This window comes from Falsiruegeria litorea R37, assembly GCF_900172225.1.
In the GTDB taxonomy this organism is placed as follows: Bacteria; Pseudomonadota; Alphaproteobacteria; order Rhodobacterales; family Rhodobacteraceae; genus Falsiruegeria; species Falsiruegeria litorea.
On the sequence record NZ_FWFO01000001.1, the window covers coordinates 1702167 to 1715929 of the forward strand.

The 13763-nt window shown below is 57.9% G+C and carries 15 protein-coding genes; 3 read left to right on the forward strand and 12 right to left on the reverse strand.

Annotated elements, in window-relative coordinates; translation table 11 throughout:
* Window positions 1-19: 19 nt before the first annotated feature.
* The 5 genes from TRL7639_RS08415 to TRL7639_RS08435 all read right to left on the reverse strand — a co-directional run bounded on the left by TRL7639_RS08415 (window position 20) and on the right by TRL7639_RS08435 (window position 5187).
* Window positions 20-1375, reverse strand: a complete 1356-nt coding sequence (locus TRL7639_RS08415) for a glutamine synthetase family protein (protein ID WP_085795268.1) — start codon at window positions 1373-1375, stop codon at window positions 20-22.
* A gap of 98 nt (window positions 1376-1473) precedes the next feature.
* The gene (locus TRL7639_RS08420) at window positions 1474-2508 is read right to left on the reverse strand and encodes a TRAP transporter substrate-binding protein (RefSeq protein ID WP_085795269.1); all 1035 of its coding nucleotides are present in this window, start codon (window positions 2506-2508) and stop codon (window positions 1474-1476) included.
* Window positions 2509-2564: 56 nt separating this feature from the next.
* Window positions 2565-3890 carry a TRAP transporter large permease gene (locus TRL7639_RS08425; RefSeq protein ID WP_085795270.1) on the reverse strand — a complete coding sequence of 442 codons (1326 nt, stop codon included), beginning with the start codon at window positions 3888-3890 and terminating at the stop codon, window positions 2565-2567.
* The gene (locus tag TRL7639_RS08430) at window positions 3890-4408 is read right to left on the reverse strand and encodes a TRAP transporter small permease subunit (RefSeq protein WP_085795271.1); all 519 of its coding nucleotides are present in this window, start codon (window positions 4406-4408) and stop codon (window positions 3890-3892) included. The genes TRL7639_RS08425 and TRL7639_RS08430 overlap by 1 nt, the downstream gene beginning before the upstream one ends.
* Window positions 4405-5187, reverse strand: a complete 783-nt coding sequence (locus TRL7639_RS08435; protein ID WP_235820291.1) for an N-formylglutamate amidohydrolase — start codon at window positions 5185-5187, stop codon at window positions 4405-4407. The genes TRL7639_RS08430 and TRL7639_RS08435 overlap by 4 nt, the downstream gene beginning before the upstream one ends.
* Window positions 5188-5332: 145 nt before the next feature.
* On the opposite strand from TRL7639_RS08435, the gene TRL7639_RS08440 reads away from it, so the two are divergent.
* Window positions 5333-6208: a MurR/RpiR family transcriptional regulator gene (locus TRL7639_RS08440; protein ID WP_085795273.1), complete on the forward strand. Its 876-nt coding sequence runs from the start codon at window positions 5333-5335 to the stop codon at window positions 6206-6208.
* 416 nt (window positions 6209-6624) lie between these two features.
* Here the strand turns inward: TRL7639_RS08440 and TRL7639_RS08445 are convergent, their stop codons facing one another.
* Genes TRL7639_RS08445 through TRL7639_RS08475 form a run of 7 tightly spaced genes read right to left on the reverse strand, consistent with a single transcriptional unit; the run spans window position 6625 to window position 12404 of the window.
* Entirely contained in the window at window positions 6625-7491 is an 867-nt protein-coding gene (locus TRL7639_RS08445) for a dioxygenase family protein (protein WP_085795274.1), read from the reverse strand.
* Window positions 7492-7501: 10 nt separating this feature from the next.
* The gene (locus tag TRL7639_RS08450) at window positions 7502-8806 is read right to left on the reverse strand and encodes a TRAP transporter large permease (RefSeq protein ID WP_085795275.1); all 1305 of its coding nucleotides are present in this window, start codon (window positions 8804-8806) and stop codon (window positions 7502-7504) included.
* On the reverse strand, window positions 8803-9354 hold the full coding sequence (locus TRL7639_RS08455; protein WP_085795276.1) for a TRAP transporter small permease subunit: 552 nt from the start codon (window positions 9352-9354) through the stop codon (window positions 8803-8805). Before TRL7639_RS08455 ends, TRL7639_RS08450 begins: the two co-directional genes overlap by 4 nt.
* Window positions 9355-9383: 29 nt before the next feature.
* A complete protein-coding gene (locus tag TRL7639_RS08460) occupies window positions 9384-10457 on the reverse strand; it encodes a C4-dicarboxylate TRAP transporter substrate-binding protein (protein ID WP_085795277.1) in 1074 nt (357 codons plus the stop codon).
* 37 nt (window positions 10458-10494) lie between these two features.
* On the reverse strand, window positions 10495-10947 hold the full coding sequence (locus TRL7639_RS08465) for an OsmC family protein (protein ID WP_085795278.1): 453 nt from the start codon (window positions 10945-10947) through the stop codon (window positions 10495-10497).
* A gap of 18 nt (window positions 10948-10965) precedes the next feature.
* Window positions 10966-11631 carry a malonic semialdehyde reductase gene (locus TRL7639_RS08470; RefSeq protein WP_085795279.1) on the reverse strand — a complete coding sequence of 222 codons (666 nt, stop codon included), beginning with the start codon at window positions 11629-11631 and terminating at the stop codon, window positions 10966-10968.
* Window positions 11628-12404 (reverse strand): fumarylacetoacetate hydrolase family protein, encoded by a 777-nt coding sequence (locus TRL7639_RS08475; RefSeq protein WP_235820292.1) that lies wholly within the window; start codon window positions 12402-12404, stop codon window positions 11628-11630. Before TRL7639_RS08475 ends, TRL7639_RS08470 begins: the two co-directional genes overlap by 4 nt.
* Before the next feature lie 192 nt (window positions 12405-12596).
* On the opposite strand from TRL7639_RS08475, the gene TRL7639_RS08480 reads away from it, so the two are divergent.
* Window positions 12597-12983 carry a YciI family protein gene (locus TRL7639_RS08480; protein WP_085795280.1) on the forward strand — a complete coding sequence of 129 codons (387 nt, stop codon included), beginning with the start codon at window positions 12597-12599 and terminating at the stop codon, window positions 12981-12983.
* Window positions 12984-13024: 41 nt separating this feature from the next.
* Window positions 13025-13690 (forward strand): GntR family transcriptional regulator, encoded by a 666-nt coding sequence (locus tag TRL7639_RS08485; RefSeq protein WP_085795281.1) that lies wholly within the window; start codon window positions 13025-13027, stop codon window positions 13688-13690.
* Window positions 13691-13763 lie beyond the last annotated feature (73 nt).

Sequence of the window (13763 nt, forward strand, 5' to 3'; positions counted from 1 at the left end):
TGGCCCCCAGCCTGAGATATCAAGCTTTCTCAAACCCGCGTGCGATTTCCCAATCCGTCACCACGCGGTCGAACTCTTCCTGCTCCCATTCGGCGCAGCGCGTGTAATGATCCACCGCCCAATCGCCCATGGCTTCGCGCAGCATCGTCGAGCTGCGCAGGGTTTCCACCGCATCGCGCAGCGTGCGGGGGATTTCGCGGGCATCGCTGTCCTCGTACAGATCGCCCGCTGTGTGCGGCGCCAGCTCAAGCTTTTCCTCGATCCCCTTCAAACCGGCGGCCAGCAGAGCAGCCTGCGCCAGATAGGGGTTCAAGTCCGAGCCACCGATCCGGCATTCCATGCGTACGCCTTTTGTGCCTTCGCCGCACATGCGGAAGCCTGCGGTACGGTTGTCCACCGACCAGACGGTCTTGGTGGGCGCAAAAGTGCCTTTCATGAAACGTTTGTAGCTGTTCACGTAAGGCGCCAGGAAAAAGGTGTAGTCGGGGGCGTATTTGATCATGCCCGCACAGAACTGTCGCCCCAACTCGCTCAGCCCATGAGGGGCGTTGGCGTCGTAGAACTCAGGGCTGCCATCGCGCCACAGCGACAAATGCACATGGCTGGCGGACCCCACGCGGTCATGGTGCCATTTCGGCAGGAACGACGCGGCGTGGCCGTGGAAATGCGCGATCTCCTTGGTGGCGTGTTTTGCAATGGTGTGGTGATCGGCGCAGGCCAGCGCGTCGGCATAGCGGATGTTGAGCTCTTCTTGTCCGGCTTCGGCTTCACCTTTGGTGTTTTCCACTGGGATGCCAGCTGCATAGAGGTGATTGCGAATGGGCCGCATCACGTGCTCTTCCTTGCTGGTCTGCAGGATGTGATAGTCTTCGTTGTAGCCCGAGATGGGTGTCAAATCGCGGAAATCACCCGCGCGGATTTCATCAAACGTTCGATCGAATAGGAAGAATTCCAGCTCGGTCGCCATCATCGGCGTCAGGCCCATGGCCTCGGCGCGGGCGATCTGTGCCTGCAGGATCTGGCGCGGGGAATGGGGAACCGGTTCGTGGGTGTGGTGGTCCAGCACATCGCAGAGCACCATCACGGTGCCCTCAAGCCAGGGCATCGGGCGCAGGGTGGACAGGTCGGGTTTCATGACATAATCGCCATACCCCGCTTCCCAACTGGTGGCCTTGTAACCATCGGGGGTGGCCATTTCCAGGTCAGTGGCCAGCAGGTAGTTGCAGCAATGGGTCTCCTCATACGCGCTGTCGAGGAAGTTCTGCACGTGGAAACGCTTGCCCATCAGGCGGCCCTGCATGTCCACCAAGCACACCAGAACCGTATCCACCTCGCCCGAGGCAGCCTGTTCCTTGAGGGTTTCGAATGTCAGCATGACGCACCTTTTCTGCGGTGGCGGATTTTTTCGAAAAATCCGTCAAATTTCTTTGAAAGAAATTTGGCCCGCCCGAAAGCAGGCCAAATCTGTTTGTATCAGCCGTAGCGGTATGGGCGACCGGCCTTTTCCATGTCCGCGTTGTACTGTTTGAAGATTTCGACAACCTTTGCTTTGGTTTCGGACTCGGCGGCGATCTCGTCCCAGAAGACGCGCGCAGCCGCTTCGACTGTTGCCCATTCTTCGTCGGGGATCGAGGTCAGCTCCATTTTCGGTCCGTGGACGCGCAGCTTGGCTTCGCCGCCCCAATACCACCACTGGCGGTAATAATGCGACTGGTCACAGCAGACGCGGAACAGGGTCTGCAGGTCTTCGGGCAGTTCGTTCCAACGGTCCATGTTGGCAAAGAACGATCCGGCCCATGCGCCCGAGATGTTGTTGGTCAGGAAGTAGTTGGTCACGTCGGCCCAACCCACGGTGTAGTCCTCGGTGATGCCTGACCATGCGATGCCGTCGAGCTCGCCGGTTTGAACCGCAACTTCGATGTCTTCCCACGGCAGGGTAACCGGCACGACGCCGAACTGTGCCAGGAAGCGGCCCGCAGTGGGGAAGGTGAAGACGCGTTTGCCCTTGAGGTCGGCCAGCGAGCGGATCGGGTCCTTGGTGGCAAAGTGGCAGGGATCCCAGGAGCCCGCGCTGATGTGCTTGACGCCGACCTTGGAATATTCCGCGTCCCAGATCTCGTTCAGGCCGTATTGGTTGAACAGCACCGGTACATCGAGCGAGTAGCGCGAGGCGAAGGGGAAGTAGCCGCCAAAAACTGTGACTTCGGTGGGTGAGGCCATCGAGTCGTCGTCGGACTGCACCGCGTCAATAGTGCCGCGCTGCATGGCGCGGAAGAGCTCACCGGTGGGGACCAGCTGATCGGCATAGAACAGCTCGATCTGCATGCGGTCGCCTGCGATCTTGTTGAACATCTCGATCGCCGGGTCGATCACATGGGCCGCCAGAGCGGCACCTGCATAGGTCTGCATCCGCCATTTGATGGTGGACTGCGCCAGCGCCGGGGTGGCCAGCGGGGCCGCGGCGGTGCCGACGGCGGCGGTTGTTAAAAACTTGCGTCTTGTCGTCATTGGTACTCTCCCATGGTTGTTGTTGGTCGGGTCGGGTGCCCCGGTAGGGTCCGGGGTCAGTTGTTGTAAACGTAGTCAGGCAGCCACAGCGCGATCTGCGGGAAGGTCATGATGGTGGCCAAGGCAAGCGTCATCACCAGTACAAAGGGCAGGATCGAGCCGTAGATGTCGCGCAGGGTCACCTCGGGCGGGGCCATGGCGCGCATCAGGAACAGGTTGTAGCCAAACGGCGGGGTCATATAGGCGATCTGGGTGGTGATCGTGTAAAGCACGCCGTACCAGATTAGGTCGAACCCAAGCGCGCCCACCAGCGGCACATAGAGCGGGGCGACGATGACCAGCATCGCCGTGTCATCCAGAAAGGTGCCCATCAAGATAAAGCTCAGCTGCATCAGGATCAGGATCATCCAAGGGGACAGGCCAAGGCGTTCGGTGAACACGCCCTCGATCGCCTTGACCGCGCCCAGACCGTCGAACACGGCGCCAAAGGCCAGGGCGGCAAGAATGATCCACATGAACATGCAGGAAATGCCCAGGGTGTTGCGGACTGAGTTTTCGAACACCTCGCGCGTCATCCGGCCCTTGAGCACGGCAGCGGCAAAGGCGGTCAGCGCACCGATGGCCGAGCTTTCAACGAGCGAGGTCCAGCCGTTCACAAAGGGCACCATCATCGCCGCAAAGATCCCCAGCGGCAGGAGGCCTGCACGCAGCAGGCGCATCTTTTCCGCCATGGGCACATCGCGCTCTTCTTTCGACAGGGCGGGCCCGAGCGCCGGGTTCACCTTACAGCGGATCACGATATAGAGGATGAACATCGACGCCATCATCAGGCCGGGGATCACACCCGCGAGCCACAACTGGCCCACCGGTTGGCGCGCGATCATCGCATAAAGCACCAGAACGACCGAGGGTGGCACAAGAATGCCCAGACTTGATCCGGCCTGGATCACCCCCGTCACCATCCTCTTGTCATAGCCGCGTTTGAGCAATTCTGGCAGGGCGATGGTCGAGCCGATTGCCATCCCCGCCACCGAAAGTCCGTTCATGGCAGAGATCAGGACCATCAGCCCGATGGTGCCAATCGCAAGCCCGCCATTCAGGCCGCCCATCCAGACGTGGAACATCTTGTAAAGGTCGTCGGCGATTTTGCTTTCGGACAGGACGTAGCCCATGAAGATGAACATCGGCAGGGTCAGCAGCGGATACCATTTCATCAGCTTCATCGCCGCCGAAAACCCCAGGTCATAGCCGCCCCGGTCGCCCCAGAGCAGCAGCGAGGCAACGACGGCCACAAACCCGATGGCCCCGAACACGCGCTGGCCGGTCAACAGCATCAGCATCATGGTCGAGAACATGAGGATCGCGATCAGCTCATAGGACATCAGATGGTCTCCTTCGGAATGTCTTCTCCGCGGATCCGCAGGATGTCTTTTAGAAGTTCGGAAATTGCCTGCAGCAGCATCAGGAACAGACCAACGCACATGATGGTCTTGATCGGCCACAGATAGGGGCGCCAGGCGGTGGGGCTGCGCTCGCCGTATTGGAACGAATAGCTCAAAGAGTCATAGCCGCCGTACAGCATGACACAGAGGTAGAAGATCAGGAACAAAACCGTCAGGGCATCGGTCCAGGCCTGCCGTTTCACCGACCATTCGCCATACAGCAGGTCCATCCGGACGTTGGACCCCATCTGGATCGAATAGGGCCCGCCCAGAATGTAATAGGCGACCATGGCAAACTGCGCCATTTCCAGCGTCCAGAGCGAGGGCAGGAAGAAGGTTTTCGAGACCGAAGACCAAAGCAGAATGCCCATCATCACAAAGATGCCGTACATCACCACGCGACCAATCAGCCGGTTCATCCCGTCGATCCAGGCAATGTAGCGCCGTGCCAGGGTCATTCCGCCGCCTCCGTTGTCAATTGATCGACCATCTGCGCCAGCATCGGCGCCAGCAGGCCCGAGATGCGGTTCACGCCCGCAGGCGAGTTGATCAGGTCATTGCGCACTTCGATCATCACGTTGGGCAATCCGCGCTTTAGCGCATGCTCGCGTAACGTGTGTGTGACACCATCAGTGGCCGAGTAGGGCTCGTTGAGCGCTGTGTTAAGCCCGCTGCCCTGCGCCGCCTCCAGCAACAGTCTCGCGGCGCGGTCATCCGAGTCATGCAGGATGCCCAGTTCGACCGTGCGCGGCTGACCGCGATAGATCGGCGTGAAACTGTGGATGGTGATCATCACGGGCGGGGCGGGGCGGGCGTCCAGCGTCTGGCTCAGCAGATCGCGGAACGGTTCATAGACTTCCGCTACACGGGACGTGCGGCGTGCATGCGTCAGGTCGACATTGCCCGGAACCTCGAAACGTTCGCTCTTGGCAGGGACGGCATCGGGCGCAGATGGGGGGCGGTTGCAGTCATAAACCAAACGGCTGATCCGTGAATGCACCAGCGGCGCATCAAGTGCGCCCATCAATTCGACCGATAACTCCAAAGCGCCAATATCCCAGGCGGCATGAGAGCGCGCGGCCTCATCGCTCAGCCCCAGACCATTCAGGCTGGCAGGGATGAAGCGGCTGGCATGTTCGCAGACCAAAAAGGCCTGACCCTGGCCGCGCACATTCAAGGCGCGCGCCGCGGGGCGCTCCAGTTCAGAAAGGAGAGGTGACTCGGGTTTGGCAGACATGTGTAGCATTAGTTACAGCCGATCCGTAGCTGTCAACATAATTTCTGTAGACATCGCTACAAAGCTGGTTAGGCTGTAGTAAATGCTAACCGGACGTTCCCGATAGGAAACGACGGGCAGCCAAAAAGAGACAAGAGGGATACCCTTGACCCCGACCACCAAGCTTGTGAAGCAATTGCTACAGGACCACACCGCCGAGTTGACGCCGTCGGAACGGCAGCTGGCCTCGGTCCTGTTGCAAGACTATCCAATGGGCGGGCTGCAATCGATCACCAAGCTGGCTTCATCCGCGGGGGTTTCGACGCCCACGGTGATCCGCATGGCGCGCAAGCTTGGGTTCGATGGCTTCCCCGATTTGCAGGATGCCCTGCGAGAAGAGGTGGCCGCCCAGATCAAGCAACCGTTGTCCAAACGCGACGCCTGGATGGTCGATGACAGTGCTGAACACCCGCTGATGCGGTTCGCACAGGTGGTCTGGACCAACATGCGCCACACGCTGGAGCGGGTCGATACCGAGATGTTCGACACCGTCGCAAAGCTTTTGGCGGACAAATCCCGGCCTTTGTACGTGGTGGGCGGGCGCATCACCCGGTCAAACGCGGACTACCTGTTCAACCACATGCAGATCATCCGCCCCAATGTGACCATGCTGGGCAATTCCGCCAACGTCTGGCCGCAGTACCTGCTGGACATGGACAAGAACTCGGTCCTGGTGATCTTTGACATCCGCCGATACGAGGCCCATCTGGAAAAACTGGCCCAGATCGCCAGCGAGCGCGGCGTGACGGTGGTTTTGTTCACTGACCAATGGGGCTCGCCCATCGGGCGCTGCGCGGATTACACCTTCAACGGGCTGGTCGAGGCGCCGTCCAGTTGGGACAGCACCATGGCGATCCTGCTGATCGTCGAGGCGTTGATTGCCGAGGTGCAGGATGCCCGCTGGGAAGAGAGCAAAGAGCGGATCGAAGAGCTCGAGTCGATGTTCTCGTCCACACGGTTGTTTCGCAATCAGGGGAACTGACGTCAAAGGCGGCGGATCTTATATTGCGAAGCTTTGCGGGTCTTGAGGGGCGAATGGCTTTGACCTTTGCGTCAAAATCCGACCAAGCGCTCCGAAGCTAAGGTTTATCGTGCAGATCCAAATGTCATGTGTGGGCCCTATGCGGCTGAATCGAAGTCGCGGCCTTCGCTCACGCAGAGAACAACTCGCGGCCGTGCAGCACACACTTCGGAACCGAAAGTTCAATGAGATCAACGGGGTCGAAGTTCCACCCGGTCGTTTGTTGAGCGCCAGATTGCCGTCCGCTATTTGTCGCTCTGGCAGCCAGGTTGGTTGGCGGCGCGCGCTGCTCCAGTCAGGGGCGTTTCGCAGAGGCTTGAGGCCTAAGGTCGGTCCTGGCCTTAGGGATTTGAGCTCTTGTCCACTCAATCCCTGGGTCAATCTTTGGCTAGCGTCACATCGAAATTTACGTGCAGGAATGGTTCGGTAATCTTGCCAGAAAGTTCCATTCCACCAGGAAACTCTGAAGCGGGTCGTTCAACATAGGTCATCACAAGATCGTCCCGAACACCAAACACTGTGTCCTTATCCAGATAGGGATCATCGTCGGGGAAGATTTCGGTCACTAACGAGCGATACCCAGGAGCCTTGACGATGTAATGCAGGTGCGACGGTCGCCAGGGGTGACGTCCGCAGACACGCAGGATGTCCCCGACAGGCCCATCAGACGGGACCGTATATTCGACCGGTTTGACCGTGGTGAAAGCATACCGGCCCTCCGCGTCGGCCGTCATCAAGCCGTGGAAAGAGTAGGTATCTTGCTCTTCATCCTGACTGGCGTAGAGGCCATTTGGTGCCGTTTGCCAAATGTCGAGTTCCGCGCCTGCAATCGGATTGCCGTCTGTATCCCGTATGACCCCCTCGGCCAGCAGAACTGGTCCGCCGTAGTGGCGCTTCATGTCACCGCCAACCGGCAGCGGCGGTGCGCCAGAGACGTGAAATGGACCGAGTACGGACGAACTGGTCGCGTCGGGGTTGGAATGCAGCATATCGACCAGTGACGACAGGCCCAGCACATCCGACGCCAGAACGAATTCATGCCGATCCTCGGTTTCCACAGCAGCGCAGCCTTCCAGAAACGCTATTCCGGCGCGCCATTCATCGTGTGTCAGGTGGGTTTCGCGGGCAAAGTCATGGAGGTGTTTGACCAGCGAGCCCATGATCTCGCGCATCCGTGGATCGGTGTCTTTGGACAGATACCCCATGAACACGTCGGTGATGTTATCTTTGGTGACAGAGCGCATTTTGCTCTCCTTAAATCAAGGCAAGGCTGAGGATCGGGAACTCGATCAGAATGAACAGCACGATCAGCATTACGAACGCAAAGGGAAGAGCTCCCATGAACACGTCCTTGAGCGATATTCGGTCATCATTGATCGTGGATTTGATAACAAAGCAGGATATGCCCAAAGGCGGGGTCAACAGCCCGATTTCAGCTCCGACCACGGTGATGATCCCAAACCAGACCAGCGACATATCAAGGGCTTCAGCCATAGGTAGGAACAGCGGCACAACAATCAGGATGATCGAAGCCGTATCCAGCAGCGTGCCCAAAAACAGCATCAACAGCACATAAAGCAGCATGATCGACCAGAAGGACGCCGAATTCCCCGCGAGCAAGTCCTGCAACTGATTGGGCAGTCCGGCCAGTCCCAACATTCGGCTGTAGATCGACGCCGCCGTGATCAGGAACAGGATCGCCGCGGTGATGTGGCCGGTTTCCAGCAATGCATCCCAGAAGGCTTTTGGAGACATGGACTGACGTGCGACGGCGATGACCAACGCAACCAGCCCTCCGGCGGCGCCCGCTTCGACCGCTGTCAGCCACCCGGTGTAAATCCCGCCGAGCACGACAGTGATGATGAACAGTGTCGGAAGCGTTTTGGAGGCGACCTCGCGGCCGGACATCCATTCGGTGTCTTCGATAACACGCCCACCGACAAATGCAGGTGTAAAGCGTCCCATGACCCAGATTGCGCCAACATAGGCGATCGCCAGCATGATCCCGGGAATGACGCCTGCCAGGAACATATCGCCCACCGACTGCTCGGCGACAAAGGAATAGATGATCAGCATGGCCGATGGCGGAATGATCATGCCCAGAACCGATGATCCGGCAACCACGCCAACCGCAAAGCGCGGGTTGTATTCCTGCGCCATCATTTGCGGCACCGAAACCTTGGTGAACACGGATGCAGATGCAATTGACGACCCGGTGACAGCAGCAAAGACGGCGTTGGCCCCGACGGTTGCCATGCCGATACCGCCTTTGACCTTGCGAAACCGCATGGTCATGACCTCGTAGATGTCCCGGCCCAACCCGGCCTTTGAGACGATAAGCCCCATGAAGGTAAACAAAGGGATGGTTGCGAAACTGTATTCCATGGCACTGTCGCCCACCGCCACTTTCAGCAGGTTGAGCGCGAGCGTGAAGTTATCCCGCATCAGCCAGATCGACACGAACGAAACCACGCCCAGAGCAATGGGAATGTAAACACCCGCGTAGATCAGAAAAACAATGGCAACGACCGAGATCAGGCCAATTTCAATCGGCGTCATTGTTCAGCCTCGTCATGTTCAGGAGTGCGGACAAGCTGTGGTCGGTCCTGCGCTGTGATGACCTTGATCACGAAGATCACGCAGGCAAGCGCAGTGCCACATGCGATAACCAATTTGACCGGCCACCAGGGTAAAGTAAAAAGACCGGGCACGCCGAAGTAGTCTTGCGTTTCCCACATGTGCAGGAATTCCGGGAAGGTAATGTAGGCGATCAATCCCATGAAGATCGCTGAGATCGCGTTGATGATGCGTCTCAGGTTGGCGGTCAGGCCGGGGCGGCGATGGTGCAGCAGGTTCAAAAATCCGTCCGAACGCGTCAGCCGGTCAACTCTGACCACATCCGCCAGCTGCAGAAAAACGATCATCACGACGGAAAATTGCACCATTTCGTAGGTGCCACGCAGGGGGGCCGAGAACAGCCCGCGCGCAATGACGTCGACATTCAGGATGACCACCAACGCAAGGACGACGAGCGTACCCAGAGCGTTGGCGGCGATTGCGATTGAGTTGGCGACCCGTGACAGGCCAGCGACTGCGGTCTTCAGCATATTAGGCCCTTTCTTGGGTCGCCGGGTGGTTACTTGGCTGTCCAGTCACGGACACCGGTGAAACCAGCATCCTGAAGCTTGCCAAGATAGGCGGCCAGTATTGCGTCGCCTTGTTCGCCGTTTTCATTCAGCGTGGCCGCCCATTCCTGCGCAACATTCGGCATGGCGTTGGCCCAGGCCGTGCGCTCTTCGTCCGAAACTTCGACAATTGTGCCTCCGGCTTCGGTATAGGCGTCCCGTGAAGCCGCTGCGCGGTCCATAGCGATACCAGCCACGTGATCCCTGTAGTCGATGGCGACGGCCTTCAGAACGTCTTTGACTTCATCTGGCAGCTTTGCCCAATAGTCAGAATTCACAGTGATCGTCTTGGAGTTTACGGCCCCCAAGTCAGCTTTGAGCATGTAAGGAGCCACTTCGGCGATCTTGAATGTCTTGGCGGCTTCGGGCCAGAGCATCGCACAATCAACCAGACCGGTTTGGACCATGTTGTAAAAGTCTGTCAGCCCTCCACGAACGCCAGCCGCATCTTTGATGCCCTCAAGATAGCGCAGGTTTAGGCCTGCACCGGCAATCTTGCGCCCTTCCAGGTCCGAGACGGCAGCAATCGGTTTCGAGCAAAAGATCTGATAGGTGTCCAGAACAACACCCGTTGCCAGATAAACCTGGTTCTGCGCGGCGAACTCATTTTGCATTGCCGGAAATTCGCGCGCGATTTCATCCACAGCCTTGGCCACGGCGCGCGCGTCTGTTGCAACGAATGGCGTCGAACCTGAAATGCCCTGGCTCGGCAGTTTCGAAGAATGGAAGATGGTTGTGACGATGCCAATGTCGCCAAGGCCCAGCTGAATCCCTTCCAGAACGCCTTTTGGCTTTACGATGGAACCGCCATAGTTCTCTTGCCAGTTCATCTTGTAATTGCCGGCCTCGGCCAGCCGCTTGTCCACTTCTGGGATGAAGAAGTTGGTGAATTCTTTCACCCACAATGCCCGGTCCGGGTAGCCGTCGATGACAACGGCAGAAATGGTTTCTTCTGCTGCGGCGGGCAGCGCCATTGCGCCTGCAAGAGCAGCGCCCATAAGGCTGCGTTTGGTCCAGTTTTTCATTTCTCTCCTCCCAGAAAGTCAGATCTTTTGTCTTTTATTAGTTGGTTTTGACCCAGTTGACGGTCAGGTCCGTGCCTGCCGCTTCAAAAAGTTTTGCGATGGCACAATATTTGGCCGTCTCTTCGCCCACGCGTGTCAGCTCCTCTTGACCGGCGGGGGTGTCACATTTCACGGTGAGTTCGATGTCGGGAAACGGGACATCGATCTCTTCCTCCATCAGGACGCCGCGTCGATCCAACCTGCATTTCGCGTCGATTGTCACCGTGCCAAGATCAATGCCCAACCGGTGTGCATTCTTGTGTCCGATGACGTTGGTACAGGCGATCAGGGCCGCCATCGCGGTTTCGGTCGGAGACGGGCCAAGATTTGTTCCGCCCCGTTCGACGGGTTCGTCGACAATCACATCCAGATCGCGAATTGGGATTTCAGTGCGCGCATGTGTCGGGCATTGCGCTGTCGTGCGGTACGTCACCACAGGTTTTATTTTCATGGCCACAGCGTCACCTCTTCATGCATAGGAACAGACCCTTTCGAATGGAAACCGCGGCAGTTTTTGGAACAAACCGGTTTCATCCGCGTAGCCCAGATTGCACAGAAAGTTTGATTTGAGCGTTGTCCCCGCAAAGAACTCGTTATCGACGATCTCGTTGGAAAAGCCTGACATGGCGCCAACGTCCAACCCCACGGCGCGGGCGGCAATCATGAAATATGCGCCTTGCAGCGTGCCGTTGCGATAGGCCGTGTCCGCCACATAGTCCGGGTTGTCCTCGAACAATGGCCGACGATCTTCGTGCGGGAAGAGAAAGGGCAGTTCCTTCCAGAAGTCCAAATCGTGGGCAATGATCGCCGTGACTGGAGCGCCCATCATCTTTGACACGTTCTTTGGTTTCAGCGATTTGGCCAGCCGCGCTTTGCCCTCGGGGCTTTTCACGAAGATGAAGCGTGCCGGCAGCGTGTTCATGCTGGTCGCGCCGTTGATTGTGATGTCATAGATTTCTTCAAGCAGCGCGTCAGAAACGGGCCTGTCTGTCCACGCGTAATGCGATCTGGACTCGCGCAGGATCAGGGCGATTGCGTCATCCGACAAACGCGGAATCCGCTTGTGCAGATCGCGGTGATCCTGTTGCGCCTTGGCGCGAAGTGCCTCCAGCTCTGCCCCGGTTGGCGCGCTCATGCTGCGGCCACCTTTGATTTGGCATCTTTCTCGTCGATGACTGGGCTGGCGCAAATGCCGATGCCTTCGATTTCGATCTCAACAGTTTCGCCCGGCTTCAGCCAACGGGGGTTGGGCTTCTTGGCGTGTCCAACTCCCGGAGGCGTCCCCATTGCAATCAAGTCGCCCGCTTCAAGGGTCGTGTATTCCGAAACGGTGGCGATCACCTTGCGGACGTCCCAGATCATGTTGGCGGTGTTCGAGCTTTGCAGGATCTCCGATCCAACCCGGCTTTCGATCTTCAGGCCAGATGCGCCTTCGGGCAGGTCATCCGGTGTCACCGTAAACGGTCCGATGGCGCCTGTGTCGTCAAAGTTCTTGCCCGGTGTCCACTGGTGCGTCTTGCGCTGGTAGTTTCGCACAGAGCCGTCGTTGAAAATGGTGTAGCCGAATACATGATCCAGCGCGTTCTGCTCCGAGATATGGCGACCGCCTTTGCCGACAATCAGCATTAACTCAGCTTCGTAATCCAGCTGATCCGAGCAGGACGGGCGCACCATCGGCTGACCGGCGGCCATGATCGAGTTTTTTCCGCGCATAAACAGTGCGGGATATTCGGGGATGTCGTACCCGCCTTCCTTGATGTGATCCGTATAGTTCAGACCCATGCAAATGATCGTACCAGGGGCCGCGACAGGCAGGGCTGGCGTGATCGAGGACACAGGCACATTGTCCGCTGCGGCGATTTTGGCGGCCAGTGAGTCGGCCAGCCCCGGATTCGTGATCAAACCCATCAGGTCAGAGCCAACGGTAGGGTCCAAAGCCGTTAAATTTACAGCATTTTCGCCATTCACAGCAAAAACCGCAGTGCCCTCAGAAGTGTCTCCGACCAGGTATTTCATCTTCACCATCCATATCAGTTCTCTTGATTTTTGCCGATAATTTTGCAATATGTCAAATAATATCGATATTTTTGGAGAGCGAAGATGGTGGCCTGGGCAGACTACAAATCAGAAGCAAAGAGGCGTGGGGCTCTTGCATTCGAGCTGTACGTTGCGCACAGCACGCCCGCCAAAGCGCCCGAAGATGTTAAAGCGTCGCTTGCCGATCATCTGGCCTATCAGGCGCAGCTAGAACGTGCAGGGCAGTTGGCTTTTGCCGGACCGATGTCGGATGAAACCGGTGAACATATGCAAGGGGTTGGCCTGATCATCTATCGAGCTGACAGTCTTGAGGCCGCGCGGAAGCTGGCCGAGGGCGACCCCATGCACAAAAGCGGGGCGCGCAGCTTTGTTCTGCGCCGCTGGATGATAAACGAAGGTTCGCTGAACCTTTCAGTTGGTCTATCGACTGGAACGAGTGCCCTCAGTTAAGAGACCCCAAAGTTTGCGCATTCAAAAAGGAACAGTCGGATATGGACGCCATGCTTGATACCGAGGGCAAAGAGACATCAGCCACTCAAAGTGCGTATCGAAGGCTGCGCGAGATGATCCTGACAGGTGAACTCCCCCCGGCGCAGAAGCTTAAGATCGAGCAATTGCGTGGGTTGCTGGACACCGGCGCAAGCCCGGTTCGCGAGGCCTTGAGCCTTTTGACATCCGATATGTTGGTAGAGCGCATTGACCAGCGTGGGTTCAGGGCTGCGCCTGTCAGCAAGAGCAATTTCGAAGAAATTCTACTTTTGCGCTGCAACCTTGAGGAAACCGCCCTGCGTGCGTCTATCGCCAATGCTGATGAAGATTGGGAAGACAGACTGGTTTTGCGTCACCACCATATGAACAAGGCCAGCCAAAGAAAGGCGGACGATTTTGAAGACGCACACAAAGCGTATCACATGGCTTTGTTGGATAATGCGAACCTGCCGGTGCTGTTGCGATACTGCTCACAACTTTACGATCTGAACATTCGATACCGTTATCTGGCGGCCCATGGGCCCAGCTACGGAAAGCGGGATATCGCGGCCGAACATCAGCATATTCTGGACGCTGCCTTGGATCGCGATGCGGACCGGGCAACCCGGCATTTGCTCGATCATTATCGTCGGACGGGGGAATACCTGAGCAGTCAGATGGAGCCCTGACAACGCAACGGAACCGGTTTTCCGTGATCGCTTGAGGCAATTGCCGGACAACCCGAGCAACAGGCGCGGCAAA